Consider the following 17,095-nt stretch of genomic DNA (forward strand, 5'->3'; position numbering starts at 1 on the left):
CTTCAGCCGGCGGCGGTGGAGCGGCGGCGACGCACCCGGTTGGCGGGCATCTCCGGTTCAGCTGGAACAGAGACCGCTGGGGCTGCTTTGACCACTGGGGTCACGGCTGCGACCGGAGCTGCTGTAGCTGTTGCTGCTGCCGGGGCCGGCAGGGTGGCCACGGCCTGGCGCGCGGCAGCCGGAGCGGCTTCGCTGCGGGAGCCGACGTTGCGGATGATCTCCCGGCTGGTTTCCCGACCGCCCTGGCGACCACCCCGACCAGCCGGGCGGCTGTCGGGCTCGGCATCGGCACGGCCCTTGTAGGCGGGCGTCCCGGCCGGTGCCGGTTGAACCAGGCAGATGATCAGAGGTTCCACCTGCAGCTCGCGGCGCAGGCGGCGCTGCAGGCCCACCTCGATTTCGCGTTGCACCCCCACCCAATCCACATCGGGGGCGGTGCCACCGGTGTTGCGGCAGAGCTGGTTCCAGCGGTTCTCGAGCACCCATGTGATTTCCCTCTCTGCCCAGATCGAGAGTTTGCGGGCATCGGCGGTGGTGACCACGCCCCGCAGGTTGACCCGAGGCGGGGCACCCATGGCCCCATCGGTGCTGATCACAGTCAGCAGGGTGATCACGCCGTCTTCGGCGAGTTGCTGGCGTTCCTTCAGCACGCGGGCATCAACGATGCCGTTGCGGGACGCATCGAGCAGTTCGATGCCGGCCTTGACCGGATCGCCCTTGCGGATTGAATCGGGGGTCAGTTCGACCACGTCGCCGTTGTCGATGATCAGCATGTGATCGGCCGGCACACCCATCGATTGGGCGGTCTTGGAGTGAGCCACCAGCATGCGGTGCTCACCGTGAACCGGAACGAAGTACTTGGGCCGGGTGAGGGCAATCATCAGCTTGTGGTCTTCCTGAGAGCCGTGCCCGGACACATGGATGCCCTCGCCCTTGCCATAAACAACCTTGGCGCCGAGCATCATCAGCCGGTCAATGGTGTTGACCACGGAGATGGTGTTGCCCGGAATCGGGCTGGCCGAGAAGATGATCGTGTCACTGGCTTTGACCTGCACCTGGGGGTGCTCGCAACGGGAGATGCGGCTCAGGGCTGCCAGCTCCTCACCCTGGCTGCCGGTCATCAGCAGCAGGGTTTCACGGTCGGGCAGATCACGGATCTGCTTGATCGGCACAAACAGTTCGTCAGGGCAGCGGATGTAACCGAGTTCCCTGGCCTTGGCGATCACGTTGAGCATGGAGCGGCCGAGCAGGCCCACCTTGCGGCCATGCTTCATGGCCAACTCGAGGATCATCGAAACCCGGTGCACCGAGCTGGCGAAGGTGGTGACGATCACCCGACCTTCGGCCTTGGCGAAGTTGCGATCCAGGTTGGGGAACACGGCTCGCTCCGGCAGCGTCGAGCCGGGAAGCTCGGCGTTGGTGGAATCGCTGAACAGGCAGAGCACACCCTGCTCGCCGTAATGGGCCATCCGCTGGATGTCGAAGTATTCGCCATCCACGGGCGTGTGATCGAACTTGAAGTCGCCGGTGAAGACAATCACACCCACCGGAGTGGTGATCGCCAGGCTGAAGCTGTCGGCGATGGAGTGGGTGTTGCGGATGAACTCCACTTGAAAGTGCTGGCCCACCTTGACGATGTCGCGGGGGCTCACCGTCTGGATGATGGTGCGATCGGTGACCGCCGCTTCCTCCATCTTCCCTTGCAGCATCGACATGGCCAGGCGTGGGCCATAGATCACCGGAATGCTGAAGTTCTTGAGGTGATGCGGGATGCCGCCGATGTGATCTTCGTGGCCGTGGGTCACGATCATGCCGCGGATGCGCTTCTGGTTTTCGCGCAGATAGCTGGTGTCGGGCAGCACCACATTGACGCCGTGCATGCCATCACTGGGGAAGGCCAAGCCGGCATCGACGAGCATCAGCTCATCGCCGTACTCGAACACGCAGGTGTTCTTGCCGATTTCATGGAGGCCGCCGAGGGGAATCACCCGCAGGGTGGGCTTGTTGCCGTTGGTGCTTGTGGGCATGGGTTGGGAATCCGGGGTGGTCCCGGGAGAGGGAAAACTTGGGGGTGCTGAAGCTGAAATCACCGGGCCAGGCTGCACCGGAGAGAAGCCATCGCGTCAGGTAGGACGCAGGGCAGCCAGGGCGGTGGTCAGGCGGTCGCGCACGTCGCTGTCAGCGGAAACAAGGGGAAGCCGGGGGGCGCCGACGGCCCAGCCCTCAAGCTCCAGGGCGGCCTTGACGGGAATCGGATTGGTGCAGGAGAACAGGGCCCGGCAGAGGGGCAGCAGCTGATCGTGAATGGCCAGGGCGCCGGGATGGTCACCGCCCAGGAAGGTCTGGATCATCTGCTGGATCTGGCGCCCGACCAGATGGCTGGCCACGCTGACCACACCAACGGCTCCGACGGCCAGCATCGGCAGGGTGAGGGCGTCATCACCGCTGTAGACCGCCAGACGGGAGCCGCAATGCTGGCGCAGGCGGCTCACCTCATCGGTGCTGCCGCTGGCCGCCTTGAAGCTGACCACGTTGGGCAGGTCCATGAGGCGGGCGGCGGTTTCCGGCGCCAGGCTGCAGCCGGTCCGACCGGGGATGTTGTAGAGCATCACCGGCAAGGCTGGCGCCGCGGTGGCGATCGCCCGGAAATGGGCTTCGAGGCCGTCCTGGGGAGGCTTGTTGTAATAAGGAACCACCACCAGCGCCCCATCCGCCCCGTGGGCCTGGGCCTGGCGGATCGCCTCCACCGCTTCGCTGGTGCAGTTGCTGCCAGTGCCGGCGATCACATGGGCCCGATCAGCGACGGCGCGCTTGACGGTGGCAAGCAGTTGATGCTGCTCCTGCCAGCTGAGGGTGGGCGATTCACCCGTGGTGCCGGCGACCACCAGACCATCGGAGCCATGGCTCACCAGGTGTTCGGCCAGCCTGGCCGCCTGGGGCAGATCCACGGAACCATCGCTGGCGAAGGGGGTCACCATGGCGGTGATCACGCGCCCGAATGGAGCGGTGCTGGCGGCTATGGCACTCAAAGCACACCTCCGGCTACGGCTGAGTGGGCTGGGTGAGCGGCCTGGGCGGCTGGATGGAGCAACAGCTCGGCGATCTGGATCGCGTTGAGGGCAGCGCCCTTGCGGATCTGATCGCCGCAGAGCCAGAGCTCAAGGGCGTTGGGGTCGCTGAGGTCCTGACGGATCCTGCCGACCGCCACCGGGTCCCGCCCGGTGACATCGGTGGGCATCGGGAAGCGGTTGGTTTCAAAATCTTCGATCAGCTCGACGCCGGCCGCCGCCGCCAGGGCCGCGCGCGCCTCCTCCAAAGGGAAGGGCTCGGTGAAGGCGATGTTCACCGATTCGGAGTGGGCCCGCAACACCGGAACCCGAACGCAGGTGGCGGACAGCCGCAAGCCCGGCAAGCCGAGGATTTTGCGGGTTTCATGGAGCATTTTCAGCTCCTCCTCGCAGTAGCCGCTGGGCTGAAGCGGTGAGTTGTGCAAGAAGAGGTTGAACGCCAGGGAGTGGGGCAGCACGGTGCTCACCGCTTCGCCGCCATCAAGCACGGTGCGGCTGAGCTGGCGCAGCTCCTCCATGGCGCGGGCGCCGGCCCCACTCGCGGATTGATACGTGCTCACCACCACCCGCTCGATCGCCCGGTGGGCCTGCAGCGGAGCCAGGGCCAGGCAGAGCAGGATCGTGGTGCAATTCGGGTTGGCGATCAGGCCCCGATGGCGGATGGCAGCCAGCGGATTCACTTCCGGCACCACCAGCGGAACGTCTGGATCGAGGCGAAAGGCGCTGGAGTTGTCGATCACGATCGCCCCAGCGGCCATGGCCACAGCAGCCCATTCCCTGGAGATCGAACCGCCAGCCGAAGCCAGTACCAGATCGACACCGATGAACGATGCGGCGCTGACCGCCTGCACCGTCAGGGTCTCCCCGTTCCAGCAGATGGTTTGGCCAGCCGAGCGGGGCGAGGCCAGCAAACGCAGTTCGCGGATTGGAAAGTGGCGCTCGGCCAGCAGCTCCAGCAACTCCTGACCAACGGCGCCGGTGGCACCGAGGATCGCCACGGTCAGGGGACGGTCGGGGAGTTGGGAGGGAGGTGCGGCGGTGGTCAAGGGCAGCGGGGAATCGGTACGGAGGAGGGAGAAATCAGTGGGCTAGGGCCAGGCTGAGGGTTGCTGTTCGCGTCGCTCTGGTGCGTCAAGACCATGGACTCAACCAGGTTTGTGGCCCGATGCTTCCGCCTGATGAAGGGGGAATGGGGCTGGGAAGCCTGAGTTGAAAATCGAGAATGGCCGAAGCGCTGGTCGGTGGCTGAGCGGAGAAAAGGCTGTAAATTGAAGGTTGCGTTAGGTGCTGAGAAATGAAAAGAAAAAGCTGATCAACTGAGCGAGCATCCGATGAATCACAGGGCACTGACAGGCCTCTATGAATTCAGGCTTATTCAATCAAGCCTGCCCAGATCTGTCCCAGATCCGTGAAAAACCTTGCCGGTTTCAGTCACGTCGTCGTTCTTTAACCATAGTACCCAGAACTGCTTCTCTGTTGTCAAGATTCTGGGTTGTCAAGCCGCTGAGCGGTTGCCCGGCACGCCGATGGCAGAGCCCGGTTTGCAGAGCCTGTTGCATGGGTTTCTAGGATCAAAGGCTGTCCTGCATTGCCGGTCCGGCCGGTTCAGCCATGAGCTCCGCCCTGAAGGTCAAGACCAGCCCCCGTCCCGGCAGCCGCTTGGCGCTGGAGGTGGAGATCCCGGGCGGCCGCTCCAAGGCCAGCTACGAAGCAGCGGTGACCAAGCTCAGCCGCAGCGTGCGTCTGCCGGGCTTTCGCCAGGGCAAGGTGCCCCGTCCGGTGTTGCTGCAGCAGATCGGCCCCCTGCGCATCCGCGCCACGGCCCTCGAGGACCTGGTCGATAGCGTCTGGCGCGATGCCCTCGAGCAGGCAGCCATCGCTCCGCTCAGCCAGCCTGAATTGAGCGAGGGATTCGAGGCCCTGCTGGCCCGCTTCAGCCCCGGAGAGGAACTGACCCTCACCCTCGAACTCGACATCCAGCCCTCCCCCAGCCTGCGCACCACCAAGGGCCTGGTGGCGGAGGCCGAAGCTGTGGCCTACGACCCGGCCCGGATCGAGGAATTGATTGAACAGTCGCGGAAGCAGTTGGCCGCGCTGGTTCCTGTGGAAGATCGCCCCGCCGGCCGTGGTGACCAGGCCGTGGTCAGCTTCAGCGGCACCTATGTCGACAGCGGCGAAGCGATCGAAGGTGGCAGCGCCGACGACCTCGAAGTGGAACTCGAAGAGGGCCGGATGATCCCGGGTTTTGTCGAAGGGATCCTCGGGATGGCCCTGGGCGAGAACCGTGAGGTCAGCTGCCGCTTCCCCGACGACTACCCCCAGGAAGACGCGCGCGGCCGGGAAGCCTGTTTTGCCATGACCCTGAAGGATCTCAAGGCTCGCGAGCTGCCCGAGCTCGATGATGCCTTCGCCCAGCAGGCCAGCGAAAAGGCGACCCTCGCTGAGATGCGGGCCGATCTGGAACAGCGCCTTCGCGATGATTCCGAGCGCCGTTCGCGCAACAACCGCCACGAGGCCCTGCTCGCCGCCCTGGTGGAAGAGCTGGAGGTGGAGCTGCCGGAAACCCTGATCCAGCAGGAGATCCGTGCCTTGATCGAGCAGACCGCCAGTCAGGTGGCCCAGCAGGGCATGGACATCAAGAGCCTGTTCACCCCGGAGCTGGTCCGCAGCCTGATGGAAAGCTCGCGCCCGGAGGCCGAGCTGCGCCTGAAGCGCAACCTGGCGCTTGAGGCTCTGGCGACGGCAGAGCAGATCGAGGTCGAGGCCGGGGCGATCGACGCCAAGCTCAAGGAGGTCAGCAGTGGCCTCAAGCAGCAGGAAAGCATCGATCCGGCCCGGCTGCGCGCAGCCCTGGCTGAAGATCTGCTCCGCAACAAGCTGCTCGACTGGCTGGAGGAACACAGCACGGTTACGGAGAAAGCACCTGACCAGGCCGCTGACCAGGCCGCCGATGGGCCCGATGACGGTCAACCCGCCAGCGGCGAGGGCTGAGTCGGCCATAGATTGCAGCCTCCACCCGTTCCATTCGTGCCTGCCGCGTGATCAACGCCTCTCGCCCCCATCCGATCCGTAGCCAGTGGCAGGGACCCTTCCCTGCGGCGGTTTCAGGGGCTGCCCGCCCGCTTGCTCCCCAGGGCGCTCCCGGTGTGTTGCCCACCGTGGTGGAGCAGTCGGGCCGGGGAGAGCGGGCTTTTGATATTTATTCCCGGCTGTTGCGGGAGCGAATCATCTTCCTGGGTACTGGCATCGACGACGCCGTTGCCGATTCCCTGGTGGCGCAGCTCCTCTTTCTCGAAGCCGAAGACCCAGACAAGGACATTCAGATCTACATCAACTCACCGGGAGGTTCGGTCACCTCGGGTCTGGCCATCTACGACACCATGCAGCAAGTGGCCCCTGATGTGGTCACGATCTGCTATGGCCTGGCCGCCAGCATGGGGGCCTTCCTGCTGACCGGTGGAGCCAAGGGCAAGCGCCTGGCCCTTCCCAGCGCGCGGATCATGATCCACCAGCCGATGGGTGGTGCCCAGGGCCAGGCCGTCGATCTCGAAATCCAGGCCAGGGAAATCCTCTACCTCAAGGACACCTTGAACAGCCTGATGGCTGAACACACCGGCCAGCCACTGGCCAAGATTGCCGAAGACACCGATCGCGATTACTTTCTTTCTCCACCTGAAGCCGTCGCCTACGGCCTGATCGATCGTGTCGTGGATGACGAGACTCCAGCCGATGCCGAACAGGTGGGAGCCAGCCTGGCCTGAGCTCTACCGTTGCATCGACGCGATCGACATTCCCCCGCGCTTTCGCCGCAGCTTTCCCCTTCGCTCTGAAGCCTCCGCCTGATGGCCAAGTTCGACGCCTATCTGAAGTGTTCGTTCTGCGGCAAGTCCCAGGAGCAGGTGCGCAAGTTGATCGCCGGGCCCGGGGTCTACATCTGCGATGAATGCATCGATCTCTGTAACGAGATCCTTGATGAGGAACTTGTTGAGGTTCAGGGCGGTACCCGGCCCGCTGCGGATACGGCCCGCAAAGCCGCGCCGAAAAAAACCGCCAAGCCAGCTCCCACCCTGGCCACGATTCCCAAGCCCCTGCAGATCAAATCGTTTCTCGATGCCCAGGTGGTGGGCCAGGAGGAGGCCAAGAAAGTGCTCTCCGTGGCTGTCTACAACCACTACAAGCGCCTGGCCTGGCAGGGCGATGGCAATGGCGAGATCGATCGCACCGCCACCCGGCTGCACAAATCCAACATCTTGCTGATCGGCCCCACCGGCTGCGGCAAGACCCTGCTGGCCCAGACCCTGGCCGAACTGCTTGATGTGCCGTTTGCGGTGGCGGATGCCACCACGCTCACCGAAGCGGGCTACGTCGGTGAAGACGTGGAGAACATCCTGCTGCGGCTGTTGCAGAAGGCGGATATGGATGTGGACCAGGCCCAGCGCGGCATCATCTACATCGACGAGATCGACAAGATCGCCCGCAAGAGTGAAAACCCCTCGATCACCCGGGATGTCTCGGGTGAGGGGGTACAGCAGGCCCTGCTGAAGATGCTGGAGGGCACCGTCGCCAACGTGCCGCCCCAGGGGGGCCGCAAGCATCCCTACCAAGACTGCATCCAGATCGACACCAGCCAGATCCTGTTCATCTGTGGTGGTGCTTTCGTGGGTCTCGACGATGTGGTGCAGCGGCGGCTGGGCCGCAATTCGATCGGCTTCCTGCCCAACGACGGCCGCGCCCGCCACCGCAACCAGAAGGAACAGCAGGCGGCCCATGTGCTGCGCCACATGGAGCCCGAAGACCTGGTTCGCTACGGCCTGATTCCAGAGTTCATCGGCCGCTTGCCGGTCAGCGCGGTGCTTGAACCCCTCGATGTGCGCGCCCTCAAGGCGATCCTCACCGAGCCGCGCGATGCACTCGTCAAGCAGTTCCAGACCTTGCTGAGCATGGACAGTGTCCAGCTGGAGTTCGAGCCCGAGGCCGTCGAGGCGATTGCCCATGAGGCCCACCGGCGCCGTACCGGTGCCCGAGCCCTGCGCGGCATCATCGAAGATCTGATGCTCGACCTGATGTATGACCTCCCGACCAGCACCGATGTCAGCACCTTCACGGTTACCAGGGAGCTGGTCGAGCAGCGCGGCAAGGTCAAGGTGCTGCCCCATCCCAGTGTGATCAAGCAACAGGAGTCGGCCTGAGGCCGGAAGGACGCCGCCATGGCCGCCGCTGACCATCTGCAGGTGCCTCGCCAGCATGGTCTGTTCGACCATCACGGCATCGACCTGGGCGACGGCACTGTCGTCCACTACCTCGAAGGCAGCCAGATCCTGCGCAGTCCGCTCGAGCAGTTCCGCCGCGGCGAAGACGCCACCGTGGTGTCCTACGACCCGGCCGCCATCTCCCCTTCGGGCGTGACCCTCAGGCGGGCCATGGGCCGGCTCGGCGAGCAGCGCTACAACCTGGTGTTCAACAACTGCGAACACTTCGCGATCTGGTGCAAGACCGGCCACCACCGCAGCACCCAGGTGGAGGACTGGCTGCGCAACGGCAGCTTCGGCGCCCTCGCCATCGGCCAGTTCGTCCCAGCGGCCCTGCTGGTGGCCGTTCGTCTGCTCCTGCGCCAGGGCCTCTCGCTCGATAACGGCCGCGACCTGGCCCTGAAGAGCCTGGAGCAGCTCGATGGCCTGCGCCAGCGCCTGCAGCAGCGGCTTGAGCAGGAACTGGAGCAGGCGGAGCTGTGGTGGTCGAGCAAGAAAAGCGCCGACCAGTTCGGCAGGCTGCAGCTGCAGGCCCAGAACCTGGCCGACCAGCTCGCCACGGTGGAGGAGCTGGAAGGAAGGCTGCAGAAGCTGATCGGAGAGGGGACATCCGGCCCGGGACCCACCGCCCCATGAGCGAGGCCCGCGCCTATGAACCGCTGCACCAGAAGTACCGGCCGCAGCGGTTCGACCAGCTGGTTGGCCAGGAGGCGATTGCGGCCACGCTGCGTAACGCCCTGCTGCAGAACCGGATCGCCCCCGCCTACCTGTTCAGTGGCCCGCGGGGCACCGGCAAGACCTCCAGTGCCCGGATCCTGGCCCGTTCGCTGAATTGTGGCGCCAGCGCCGCCCCCACCCCGGAACCCTGCGGGGTCTGTGAGATCTGCCACTCGATCACCGCAGGCAACGCCCTCGATGTGATCGAGATCGACGCGGCCTCCAACACCGGCGTCGACAACATCCGCGAGCTGATCGAGCGTTCCCGTTTCGCACCGGTCCAGGCCCGCTGGAAGGTCTACGTGATCGACGAGTGCCACATGCTCTCGACCGCGGCCTTCAACGCCCTGCTCAAAACACTGGAGGAGCCGCCGCCCCGGGTGGTGTTCGTGCTGGCCACCACGGATCCGCAGCGCGTCCTGCCGACGATCCTCTCCCGTTGCCAGCGCTTCGATTTTCGCCGCATCCCGCTGGCGGCCCTGGAGGGCCACCTGCGCTACATCGCCGAGCAGGAGCAGATCGGCATCACCCCGGAGGCCCTGCAGGTGGTGGCGCAACGGGCCCAGGGAGGGCTGAGGGATGCGGAGAGCCTGCTCGACCAGCTCAGCCTGTTGCCGGCTCCGATCGAAGTCGGGGCGATCTGGGAGCTGCTCGGGGCCGTGCCGGAGCAGGAACTGCTCAACCTGGGCATGGCTCTGGCTGCCTTTGAGCCCCTGGAGCTGATCGAGGCCTGCCGCCTGCTGCTTGACCGCGGCCGCGAACCTTCCGCGGTGCTCCAGGGGCTGGCCTCCCTGTTGCGCGATCTGGTGTTGGCCGTAGCCGCCCCGGATCGGCCCGAACTGAGCAGCCTTTCCCCCCAGTACCGGCCCCAGCTGCTTGAGCTGGCCCAGCGGCTCAGCAGTGATCGGTTGCTGCGCTGGCAGAGCCAACTGAGGGGCAGCGAACAACAATTGCGCCAGAGCATCCAGCCGCGGCTCTGGCTGGAGGTGTTGCTGTTGGGGTTGCTGGCCGAACCAGCAGCCGTTGCCATCGCCAAGCCGGTACACCCAGCTCCCTCAACCGCCCCTCGCGTTCAGGCCGCCCCTCTGCCCGTCCCCCGATACGCCGCTCCTCCGCCCCTCGCCCCTGAACCCAGCCCTGATCCGCCGCCGCTTCCCGTTGGGGTGCCAGATGCGACCAGCCAGAACCTGGCTGAGTTGTGGCAGCAGATCCTTTCCTGCCTGGAGCTGCCTTCGACGCGCATGTTGTTGTCCCAGCAGGCGTCGCTGGCGCGGCTCGACAGCCAGCGGGCCGTGGTGCAGGTCAGCGGAAACTGGATCCCGATGGTGCAGAGCCGGTTACCCCTGCTGGAGAAAGCACTGCTGAGTGCGCTGGGCAGCCCGCGCCAGCTGCTGCTGGAAAGCCACCAGGGCCCTGCAGTCCAACCTGTGGCCCCGAGTCCAAGTGCTCCGGCTGTCCCAGCTGCGATCCCCAGGGCCCCAGCGGTTCAACCTGTGGCGCCCGTTGCAGCATCGCCTGCGCCCCAAGCCCCTAGTCCCGCTGCTGCTCTGGCTCCCACGGCCCCAGCTCCGACGGCCCCGGAACCCCAGCGGATCGCGCAACCGCTTGAAGAGCAGGCCCGCCGGCTGGCGGAGTTCTTCAACGGAGAGGTGGTCAGCCTGATCGAGGAACCTGGGAGTGAGGGCGAAACTCTTGCCGAGTAAGTCAGCAGCCGACTAGGACACCTGGGTGGTCAGATCGGGATCGCCGGGCAGGGCGTCGTCGTCGTCGGGATCGTCATGGAAGACGCCGAGATGGAGGGTCTTGGCCCAGACCAGTCGCTTCGGCAAGAGGGCCATGCGCAGCGCCACCCAGGGGATCACCACGAACCAGTGGGCCAGATAGCCCATGCCCAGGGCGATGGAGAACGGGTTCATCGGCGGCAGGGCAGGCCCCTCGGCTGAACGGCGGCAACCGATCACCATGGCCCCGCCCGTCAGTCCTGATGCCACGAAGGTCAGGGGCCAGATGGCTGGCTGGGAGCGGGTCAGCAGGGCGGTGAACAGATCGAACGCTCCAATCACCGGCAAGGCGTACTGGATGAAAAAGAAGACACCGAGATCCAAGCGCTTGCGCAGCGATAGGCGGGAGGAGGTAAGGCCTGGCCAGTAATCGAAGAAGCGCTGCAGCCCCCCTTCGGCCCAGCGCTGCCGTTGTCTCCAGAGCGAGGGCAGGGTCAGAACCGCCTCTTCCTCCACTGGCGGATTCCACAGCATTCCAACCGGATGCCCAGCCAGCAGCAGGCGGAAGCTGAGGTCAAGGTCATCGGTAACGGTCTCTTCGTTGAATCCACCGCAAGCCGCGAGCGCGTCACGGCGGAGCAGCTGGCCATTGCCGCGCAGCTCAGCGATTCCGCCGGCAAGCAAGCGCCCCTCCTGGATCCCAGCGTCGAGAGCCATTTCCATGGCCTGGCCCCGGGTGAGCAGGTTGCGCTCGGTGTTCACCACCGCCTTGCGCAACTGAACCGCCGACCAACGGCCGGTTTCGGCATGGGCCACCAGCCGCTGGAGCAGATCGGCCTGCAGCCCGGCATCGGCATCGAGCACCAGCATCCAGCGGCCCTGAAGGCGGTCGAGAACGGTGTTGAGCGCCCCTGATTTGCCGCCGCCCGCCTCGCGGCTGCGCCGGATCACGGTGAGCTGGGGTGTCTGACGCTCAAGATCGGCCAGCAGCCCTGCCGTGCGGTCTTCACTGCCGTCATCGACCACCCACAGCCTCAGGCAGTTGGGCGGATAGTCCAAACGGCAGACCCGCTGCACCAGCCGCACGATCACCGCTTCTTCGTCCCGGGCGGCCACCACCACATCCACCTCGGGCCAGACCTGATCACCACCAGGCCAGGGCGAGGGGGGATCCGGCGTCGTTGACGACGGACCGCGCCAGAGGGACTGAAAGACGGTGCGCGCCAGGTAGGTGGCCATCAGCAAGCTGACGCTGATCGCCGGCAGCAGCATGCGGGGTGGCTCAAGCCAGTGGGGAGCTACCCCGGCCCAGCCGCAGAGGATCACAAACACGGCCGCCTTGCCCCTTCGCCGCCCTGGGGCGGCCATGGCCTTCGCTGTGCCTGTCACGACGACCTCTGCAGCTTCAAGACATCACCTTCAAGAACGTGCCCTCCAGGGCCTGGATCCGTGGACGTTGAACGGTGTGGTTTCAATTCTAGAGGTCACCGCCAAAGGAGCTGATCGGCCTTAGATCCGTGCCCGGGTAGTAGTGCTCGAGGATGCGCGTCAGGCTCCAGCCCCGTGCCGCCAGATCGATGGCTCCAGCCTGGGACAACCCAGCCCCATGGCCAAAGCCGCCTCCGACGAATCGCCAGGCACCGGCACCATCAGGAACCAGCTCGAACAGGGTGCTGGGCAGTTGGCGGAAGGTGCGACGGATCGCATCGAGCCGCAGAACCCGCTCCCCGGCGCTGCCCTCGACGGCCAGTGCCACCACCCGCCCGCTCGGCCCCCGCTCCAAGACCTTGAGCCGCAGGGGGGTGCCAATGCTGGGGCCGCCGCTGCGAGCTAAATCCTGGCCAATCTGGGCGCCAGTGAGCCTTCGTTGCCAGCGGAAACGGGGGTGGTCGGCGCCATAGGCGCTGCCGCCCTGGCTCAGGAGTCCGGGCAGCAGGGTCGCTGGCAGAGGGACGGCGAAGCGTTGGGCAAAGGCGCTCGGCCCATCCGGACGGGCCTGCAGATAGGGGCGGGCCTCGCCGCTCCAGACCTCCTCGAACCCAGCGGAGATGCCGCCATTGGTGGCGTGATACACCGCGTGAATCGGTTCGTTCCCAAAGCTGAGTACCTGGCCCTGGGTGGCCTGAATGGCCCCACGCACGGCAGCGCCGGCCTGGCGGGGATCGGCATAGACCTGGCACTGGGTGTCAGCGCAGAGGTGGTAGCCATCGGTGGCGAAGCGGTGGCGGTTGCGCAAGGCCCAGGTGCGTGCCAGCACCGCCTGGGCCGCCAGGGCCGCCGCTGGCGAGCGGGCGCCAATTTCGTGGGGAACCACCCCGAGCAGGTAGCGCTCGATCGGCACCTGCTCGATCAGGCTCCAGCCGCCGTAGGCGTTCGCCTGGAGGCGGAACGGTCCTTGGAACACCCCGCCGTCCCAGCGCAGCCCACCGGGAGCGCTGACCTGAATCGGACCCTCCAGCAGCGCGCCCGCCGGGGTTTCGAGCGTCAGACGGCTGTTCAGCACCTGCCTCTGCTCGCGGGCCGTGAACCCTTGCGGAGCGGTCGATCCCAGCGGTGCCCACACCTCAAATTCCCTGGGGAAGGCGACCTGGGCTGGCACACCGAGTGCTTGCCAGGCCGTGGCCGCCTGCTCGGCACTCTCGAAGCTGGCGAACGGCCCCAGCACACTGCGCTCCAGGGGCAGCGGTTCGGCGAGGGGCCGCTCCCGCCAGCGCAGGGTCAGGCTGGCCGCGCTGCTGCTCTGCCCGGAGGCATCGGTGAGGGTCACAGCTCCACTGGCCGCCTGCAGCACCAGCGGAGCTGCAGGGCCCAGCCTTGAGGCCAGACCAATCCAGAGCACGGGATTGTTTCCGTTCAGTGGCGGCGGCGGCTGGGTCGGCCAGTGCAGCGCCACTGGAGCGGACGCGGCACGGCACCCCGCCGCCATCGACAGCGAAGCACCGAGACCCAGCAAGGCGGCCGCTAGGCGTTGCTTGGAAAGGAAGTGCCTGGAAGGGCGGTGACTGGAGCGGGCCTGAAGCAGGGTCAGGTGAGGCATGGGCGGCAGCAAGGCGGCAGGGGTTCAGAAAGGACAGGGAAGCAGGGGGGAGTTGGCGGAAGGCGCTTCCACGTCGTACTTTGGTTGTTTGTGGTTGGGCGGAAGAGATGCCGAAACTCAAGACCCGCAGAGCTGCGGCCAAGCGCTTCAGGCTCAGCGGTAACGGGAAATTCATGCGCCGCCGCGCTTTCCACAATCACCTGCTTGATCACAAGAGCCCGAAACGCAAGCGCTATCTCGGCACGATGGCTGTCGTCGACGAGCGCGATGTGGACAACGTGAGGGGCATGCTCCCTTACGCCAACTGATCGACCACCCCATTCACTCCCGAAACTGATCCATGGCTCGCGTCAAGAGGGGCAACGTTGCCCGCAAGCGCCGCATCAAGGTTTTAAGACTGGCCCGCGGCTTTCAGGGCAGCGGCAGCAAGTTGTTCCGTACCGCCAACCAGCGGGTGATGAAGGCCCTGTGCAATGCCTACAGGGATCGCCGCCGCCGCAAGCGTGACTTCCGCCGCCTCTGGATTGCCCGCATCAATGCGGCGGCACGCCTGAATGGCCTCAGCTACAGCCGCCTGATCGGTGGGCTCAAGCGGGCCGATGTGCAGCTGAACCGCAAGATGTTGGCCCAGCTGGCTGTGGCCGATCCCGCCAGCTTCGCCAGTGTCGTTGGCGCAGCCAATCGCTGATTCACCCTGAACCGGGAGGCCCCATGGACATGCTCCTGCCTCAGGCTTACCTGATTGGACTGATCGTCCTGTTGGGTGCCGCTGCTGTGCTGATCGGCTTCCAGTTGGTGCGGGTGCGCCGGGATGAAGCCACCCTCTCCCGGCTGGAAGGGAAAGGAAAGGAAGCGAGCCAGGATCCGGCCACTCTCTATGAACTGGCTTCGGTGCAACTGCGCAAGCGGATGTATGCCCAGGCCGTCGCCTCCTTGCAACTGGCCCTGAAGCGCTCAGCCGGTGAGCCCGATGAGGCCCAGGCCCTGATGCAGAACGCTCTGGGCTTCTCACTGGCCGCCCAGAACAACTTCAGTACGGCCACCCGTCACTACAAGGCGGCCCTGCAGGCCAAGCCTGATTATCCCGTTGCGCTCAATAACCTGGGCTATGCCCTTGAGCGTCAGAGCAAACCGGACGAGGCGCGGCAGGCGTACCAGCAGGCTCTTGTTCTCGACCCCGGCAACAAAACAACGGCCAAACGACTCAAACTGCTTGATCGCCGCAACCCTCAGGACGCTGTCGATCCCGCTCCCAGCAGTGGGGCAGGCATGAAGAAGGCGTCGTCAGTTGTGAGCAAACCATCGCCATCCTCGGCGAAGAAACGCAAACCGCCTTCTGGAAAGCCGCCGTCTGGCAAGAAAGTGGCCTGACGTCTTCAGGAATTGCCTGCGGATTCAGAAGAGCTCTGCGGAACCTTGCTTCGCCTCACCACAGACCTCGGATCGCTCCAGGAGATTGGTTGCCCAGCGGCGCTTGGTTGGCTGGTCCAGCCCCTTGCAGTGGTGACAGCACCAGCCGTCCGCCGGGATTGGTCAGCCTGGGTGCATTCCAGCCGCTCAAGCTCAACCCCTCCAGGCCGAGAAAGTCACCACCGGGCTCCAGGCCGGTGCTGAGATTGTCGATCAGGGGCAGCAGCTCAAATTGATCCGACTTGGCATTGAGATTGCCCTGCACGGCCGTCGTGACGGATCCGATCGTCATCGCGCCGCGCAGATCAACGATCTGCCCGATGGCGGTGAGCGTGTCGAGCCGCAGCTCCACCGGCACAGGGGTGGCCGAGCCGAAAGCCTGATAACTGCCCCCCCAGCGGCGGGGTAGTTGCTCAACCAGTTGCAGGGCGCGGAGGCTGGGATCGAAGGTTTCAACCGAGCCGAAGTCAGTTTGGAACGATTCGACCGTGTTGGGATTCGGCGGGTTGAAGGGCACCATCGAGCCGATCGGAACCGGCGTGGCGGCGAGCAGCAGCGGAAGGACCAGGGACAAGGGGCTGACCAAGCTTTGATCAAGATTAAGGGCCAGCGCCAAGGTCAGCTGCGCTGATGAAGCCACGCGCTGCCGGAGCAGCTGCCTGAGGCCCGGTGGCCTGATCCCGATGGACCCCGCCCACGCCTGCGACCTTAAAGTTGCTGATTCATCCGCAGCGGCAACCGTGGCCGAATCGGAAATCCTGGCTAGACGCGAAGCAGTTGCTGTGCCGGAAACAGTGTCTGCAACGGATCCAGCCGCATGCGACAGCCTGATGATCGGTGGCCGGCGCTTCGGCAGCCGGCTGATGACCGGAACCGGCAAGTACCCCAGCCTCAGCGTCATGCGGGCCAGCCTGGCGGCGAGCCGCTGCGAGATCGTCACCGTGGCGGTGCGCCGGGTGCAGAGCTCAGCTCCGGGCCATGGCGGCTTGATCGAGGCCATCGACTGGAGTGCGATCTGGATGTTGCCCAACACCGCAGGCTGTGCCACCGCCGAAGAGGCCGTGCGGGTGGCGCGGCTCGGCCGGGAGCTGGCCAGGCTGGTCGGTCAGGAAGATAACAACTTTGTGAAGCTGGAGGTGATCCCGGAGGGGCGCCACTTGCTCCCCGATCCCTTCGGCACGCTCCAGGCGGCCGAGCAGCTTGTGGCCGAGGGCTTCACCGTGCTCCCGTACATCAATGCCGATCCGCTTCTGGCCAAACGGCTTGAAGAGGCCGGTTGTGCCACGGTCATGCCGCTGGCCTCACCGATCGGCTCCGCCCAGGGGATCCGCAATGCCGCCAATATCGCCCTGATCATCGAAAGCGCCGGGGTTCCGGTGGTGGTGGATGCGGGCATCGGCGTTCCCAGCGAAGCGGCCCAGGCCATGGAGATGGGTGCCGATGCCCTGTTGATCAACAGCGCCATCGCCCTGGCCGGTGACCCTGCCGCGATGGCTGAGGCCATGGCCATGGCCACAGAGGCTGGTCGGATCGCCTGGCGGGCTGGCCGCTTGCCCTTGCGCCAGGAGGCTCGGGCCAGTTCTCCCGTTCAGGGGCTGGTCGGCCAGGCGGGCGGGCGGAGCGCATGAACTTCCCCCCGAGCATGCCGATCCGCCAACGACGCGTGCTTACTCTTGCCCTCTCTTCAGGGGGGTTCTGCGATGTCGGTGACACGGGAAGACGGCGGCCGCCTGAATGCCTTTGCCAAGGAGCCCCCGATCCAGGTGGTGGTCCCCGGTGGTGGCCTCAGCCGCCCCACGCTCCTGTTGCTGATCGGTGGGTCCTTGCTGGTGCTGGCGATGCTGGCTGTGGCTGTGGGGATCAGCTGAACGGGCCGGGCCCCGGCGGAGGCGC

At 65.7% G+C, this 17,095-nt stretch carries 16 protein-coding genes; 10 read left to right on the forward strand and 6 right to left on the reverse strand.

Going from position 1 to position 17,095, the window contains the following annotated elements:
• Positions 1 to 2: 2 nt before the first annotated feature.
• The 3 genes from ACXMDM_RS04220 to ACXMDM_RS04230 form a co-directional block, all read right to left on the reverse strand.
• Positions 3 to 2,027, reverse strand: a complete 2,025-nt coding sequence (locus ACXMDM_RS04220) for a ribonuclease J (RefSeq protein ID WP_259723378.1) — start codon at positions 2,025 to 2,027, stop codon at positions 3 to 5.
• A gap of 96 nt (positions 2,028 to 2,123) precedes the next feature.
• Positions 2,124 to 2,978: a 4-hydroxy-tetrahydrodipicolinate synthase gene (dapA, locus tag ACXMDM_RS04225; RefSeq protein ID WP_083544636.1), complete on the reverse strand. Its 855-nt coding sequence runs from the start codon at positions 2,976 to 2,978 to the stop codon at positions 2,124 to 2,126.
• A gap of 47 nt (positions 2,979 to 3,025) precedes the next feature.
• Positions 3,026 to 4,114: an aspartate-semialdehyde dehydrogenase gene (locus ACXMDM_RS04230; protein ID WP_071800729.1), complete on the reverse strand. Its 1,089-nt coding sequence runs from the start codon at positions 4,112 to 4,114 to the stop codon at positions 3,026 to 3,028.
• A 565-nt stretch (positions 4,115 to 4,679) separates the two neighbouring features.
• Here ACXMDM_RS04230 and tig point away from each other — a divergent pair.
• The 5 genes from tig to ACXMDM_RS04255 all read left to right on the forward strand — a co-directional run bounded on the left by tig (position 4,680) and on the right by ACXMDM_RS04255 (position 10,737).
• Positions 4,680 to 6,059 carry a trigger factor gene (gene tig, locus ACXMDM_RS04235; protein ID WP_071800730.1) on the forward strand — a complete coding sequence of 460 codons (1,380 nt, stop codon included), beginning with the start codon at positions 4,680 to 4,682 and terminating at the stop codon, positions 6,057 to 6,059.
• 47 nt (positions 6,060 to 6,106) lie between these two features.
• On the forward strand, positions 6,107 to 6,829 hold the full coding sequence (gene clpP, locus ACXMDM_RS04240; RefSeq protein WP_071800731.1) for an ATP-dependent Clp endopeptidase proteolytic subunit ClpP: 723 nt from the start codon (positions 6,107 to 6,109) through the stop codon (positions 6,827 to 6,829).
• A gap of 81 nt (positions 6,830 to 6,910) precedes the next feature.
• Positions 6,911 to 8,257, forward strand: a complete 1,347-nt coding sequence (gene clpX, locus ACXMDM_RS04245; protein ID WP_071800732.1) for an ATP-dependent protease ATP-binding subunit ClpX — start codon at positions 6,911 to 6,913, stop codon at positions 8,255 to 8,257.
• A gap of 18 nt (positions 8,258 to 8,275) precedes the next feature.
• Positions 8,276 to 8,953, forward strand: coding sequence for a lecithin retinol acyltransferase family protein (locus ACXMDM_RS04250; RefSeq protein ID WP_071800733.1), 678 nt, complete (start codon positions 8,276 to 8,278; stop codon positions 8,951 to 8,953).
• Complete coding sequence (locus tag ACXMDM_RS04255; RefSeq protein ID WP_071800734.1) at positions 8,950 to 10,737, forward strand: DNA polymerase III subunit gamma/tau; 1,788 nt, start codon at positions 8,950 to 8,952, stop codon at positions 10,735 to 10,737. The genes ACXMDM_RS04250 and ACXMDM_RS04255 overlap by 4 nt, the downstream gene beginning before the upstream one ends.
• Positions 10,738 to 10,749: 12 nt before the next feature.
• Here ACXMDM_RS04255 and ACXMDM_RS04260 read toward each other — a convergent pair whose 3' ends face one another.
• Positions 10,750 to 12,123 (reverse strand): glycosyltransferase family 2 protein, encoded by a 1,374-nt coding sequence (locus tag ACXMDM_RS04260; protein ID WP_071800735.1) that lies wholly within the window; start codon positions 12,121 to 12,123, stop codon positions 10,750 to 10,752.
• A 109-nt stretch (positions 12,124 to 12,232) separates the two neighbouring features.
• Positions 12,233 to 13,792: a SpoIID/LytB domain-containing protein gene (locus ACXMDM_RS04265; RefSeq protein ID WP_083544461.1), complete on the reverse strand. Its 1,560-nt coding sequence runs from the start codon at positions 13,790 to 13,792 to the stop codon at positions 12,233 to 12,235.
• 107 nt (positions 13,793 to 13,899) lie between these two features.
• Between ACXMDM_RS04265 and rpmI the strand changes: the two genes are divergently transcribed.
• The 3 genes from rpmI to ACXMDM_RS04280 are packed head-to-tail and all read left to right on the forward strand — an operon-like array spanning position 13,900 to position 15,163.
• Complete coding sequence (gene rpmI / locus ACXMDM_RS04270) at positions 13,900 to 14,100, forward strand: 50S ribosomal protein L35 (RefSeq protein ID WP_071800736.1); 201 nt, start codon at positions 13,900 to 13,902, stop codon at positions 14,098 to 14,100.
• Between the two features lie 32 nt (positions 14,101 to 14,132).
• Complete coding sequence (rplT, locus tag ACXMDM_RS04275; protein WP_071800737.1) at positions 14,133 to 14,480, forward strand: 50S ribosomal protein L20; 348 nt, start codon at positions 14,133 to 14,135, stop codon at positions 14,478 to 14,480.
• A gap of 23 nt (positions 14,481 to 14,503) precedes the next feature.
• The gene (locus ACXMDM_RS04280) at positions 14,504 to 15,163 is read left to right on the forward strand and encodes a tetratricopeptide repeat protein (protein ID WP_083544462.1); all 660 of its coding nucleotides are present in this window, start codon (positions 14,504 to 14,506) and stop codon (positions 15,161 to 15,163) included.
• Positions 15,164 to 15,218: 55 nt separating this feature from the next.
• On the opposite strand, the gene ACXMDM_RS04285 is transcribed toward ACXMDM_RS04280, so the two are convergent.
• On the reverse strand, positions 15,219 to 15,788 hold the full coding sequence (locus ACXMDM_RS04285) for a hypothetical protein (RefSeq protein ID WP_499570156.1): 570 nt from the start codon (positions 15,786 to 15,788) through the stop codon (positions 15,219 to 15,221).
• 244 nt (positions 15,789 to 16,032) lie between these two features.
• On the opposite strand from ACXMDM_RS04285, the gene ACXMDM_RS04290 reads away from it, so the two are divergent.
• Both ACXMDM_RS04290 and psb34 read left to right on the forward strand, forming a co-directional pair.
• Positions 16,033 to 16,830 carry a thiazole synthase gene (locus ACXMDM_RS04290; RefSeq protein ID WP_071800738.1) on the forward strand — a complete coding sequence of 266 codons (798 nt, stop codon included), beginning with the start codon at positions 16,033 to 16,035 and terminating at the stop codon, positions 16,828 to 16,830.
• A 72-nt stretch (positions 16,831 to 16,902) separates the two neighbouring features.
• Complete coding sequence (gene psb34 / locus ACXMDM_RS04295; RefSeq protein ID WP_071800739.1) at positions 16,903 to 17,070, forward strand: photosystem II assembly protein Psb34; 168 nt, start codon at positions 16,903 to 16,905, stop codon at positions 17,068 to 17,070.
• Positions 17,071 to 17,095 lie beyond the last annotated feature (25 nt).

The organism is Synechococcus sp. CS-603 (assembly GCF_977929215.1).

Excerpts from the sequence above, each read along its gene's own strand:
- ACXMDM_RS04220 (WP_259723378.1), bottom strand. The coding sequence starts at position 2,027 with ATGCCCACAAGCACCAACGGCAACAAGCCCACCCTGCGGGTGATTCCC.
- dapA (WP_083544636.1), bottom strand. The coding sequence starts at position 2,978 with ATGGTGACCCCCTTCGCCAGCGATGGTTCCGTGGATCTGCCCCAGGCG.
- tig (WP_071800730.1), top strand. The coding sequence starts at position 4,680 with ATGAGCTCCGCCCTGAAGGTCAAGACCAGCCCCCGTCCCGGCAGCCGC.
- clpX (WP_071800732.1), top strand. The coding sequence starts at position 6,911 with ATGGCCAAGTTCGACGCCTATCTGAAGTGTTCGTTCTGCGGCAAGTCC.
- ACXMDM_RS04250 (WP_071800733.1), top strand. The coding sequence starts at position 8,276 with ATGGCCGCCGCTGACCATCTGCAGGTGCCTCGCCAGCATGGTCTGTTC.
- ACXMDM_RS04255 (WP_071800734.1), top strand. The coding sequence starts at position 8,950 with ATGAGCGAGGCCCGCGCCTATGAACCGCTGCACCAGAAGTACCGGCCG.
- ACXMDM_RS04260 (WP_071800735.1), bottom strand. The coding sequence starts at position 12,123 with ATGGCCGCCCCAGGGCGGCGAAGGGGCAAGGCGGCCGTGTTTGTGATC.
- ACXMDM_RS04265 (WP_083544461.1), bottom strand. The coding sequence starts at position 13,792 with ATGCCTCACCTGACCCTGCTTCAGGCCCGCTCCAGTCACCGCCCTTCC.
- rpmI (WP_071800736.1), top strand. The coding sequence starts at position 13,900 with ATGCCGAAACTCAAGACCCGCAGAGCTGCGGCCAAGCGCTTCAGGCTC.
- rplT (WP_071800737.1), top strand. The coding sequence starts at position 14,133 with ATGGCTCGCGTCAAGAGGGGCAACGTTGCCCGCAAGCGCCGCATCAAG.
- ACXMDM_RS04280 (WP_083544462.1), top strand. The coding sequence starts at position 14,504 with ATGGACATGCTCCTGCCTCAGGCTTACCTGATTGGACTGATCGTCCTG.
- ACXMDM_RS04290 (WP_071800738.1), top strand. The coding sequence starts at position 16,033 with ATGATCGGTGGCCGGCGCTTCGGCAGCCGGCTGATGACCGGAACCGGC.
- psb34 (WP_071800739.1), top strand. The coding sequence starts at position 16,903 with ATGTCGGTGACACGGGAAGACGGCGGCCGCCTGAATGCCTTTGCCAAG.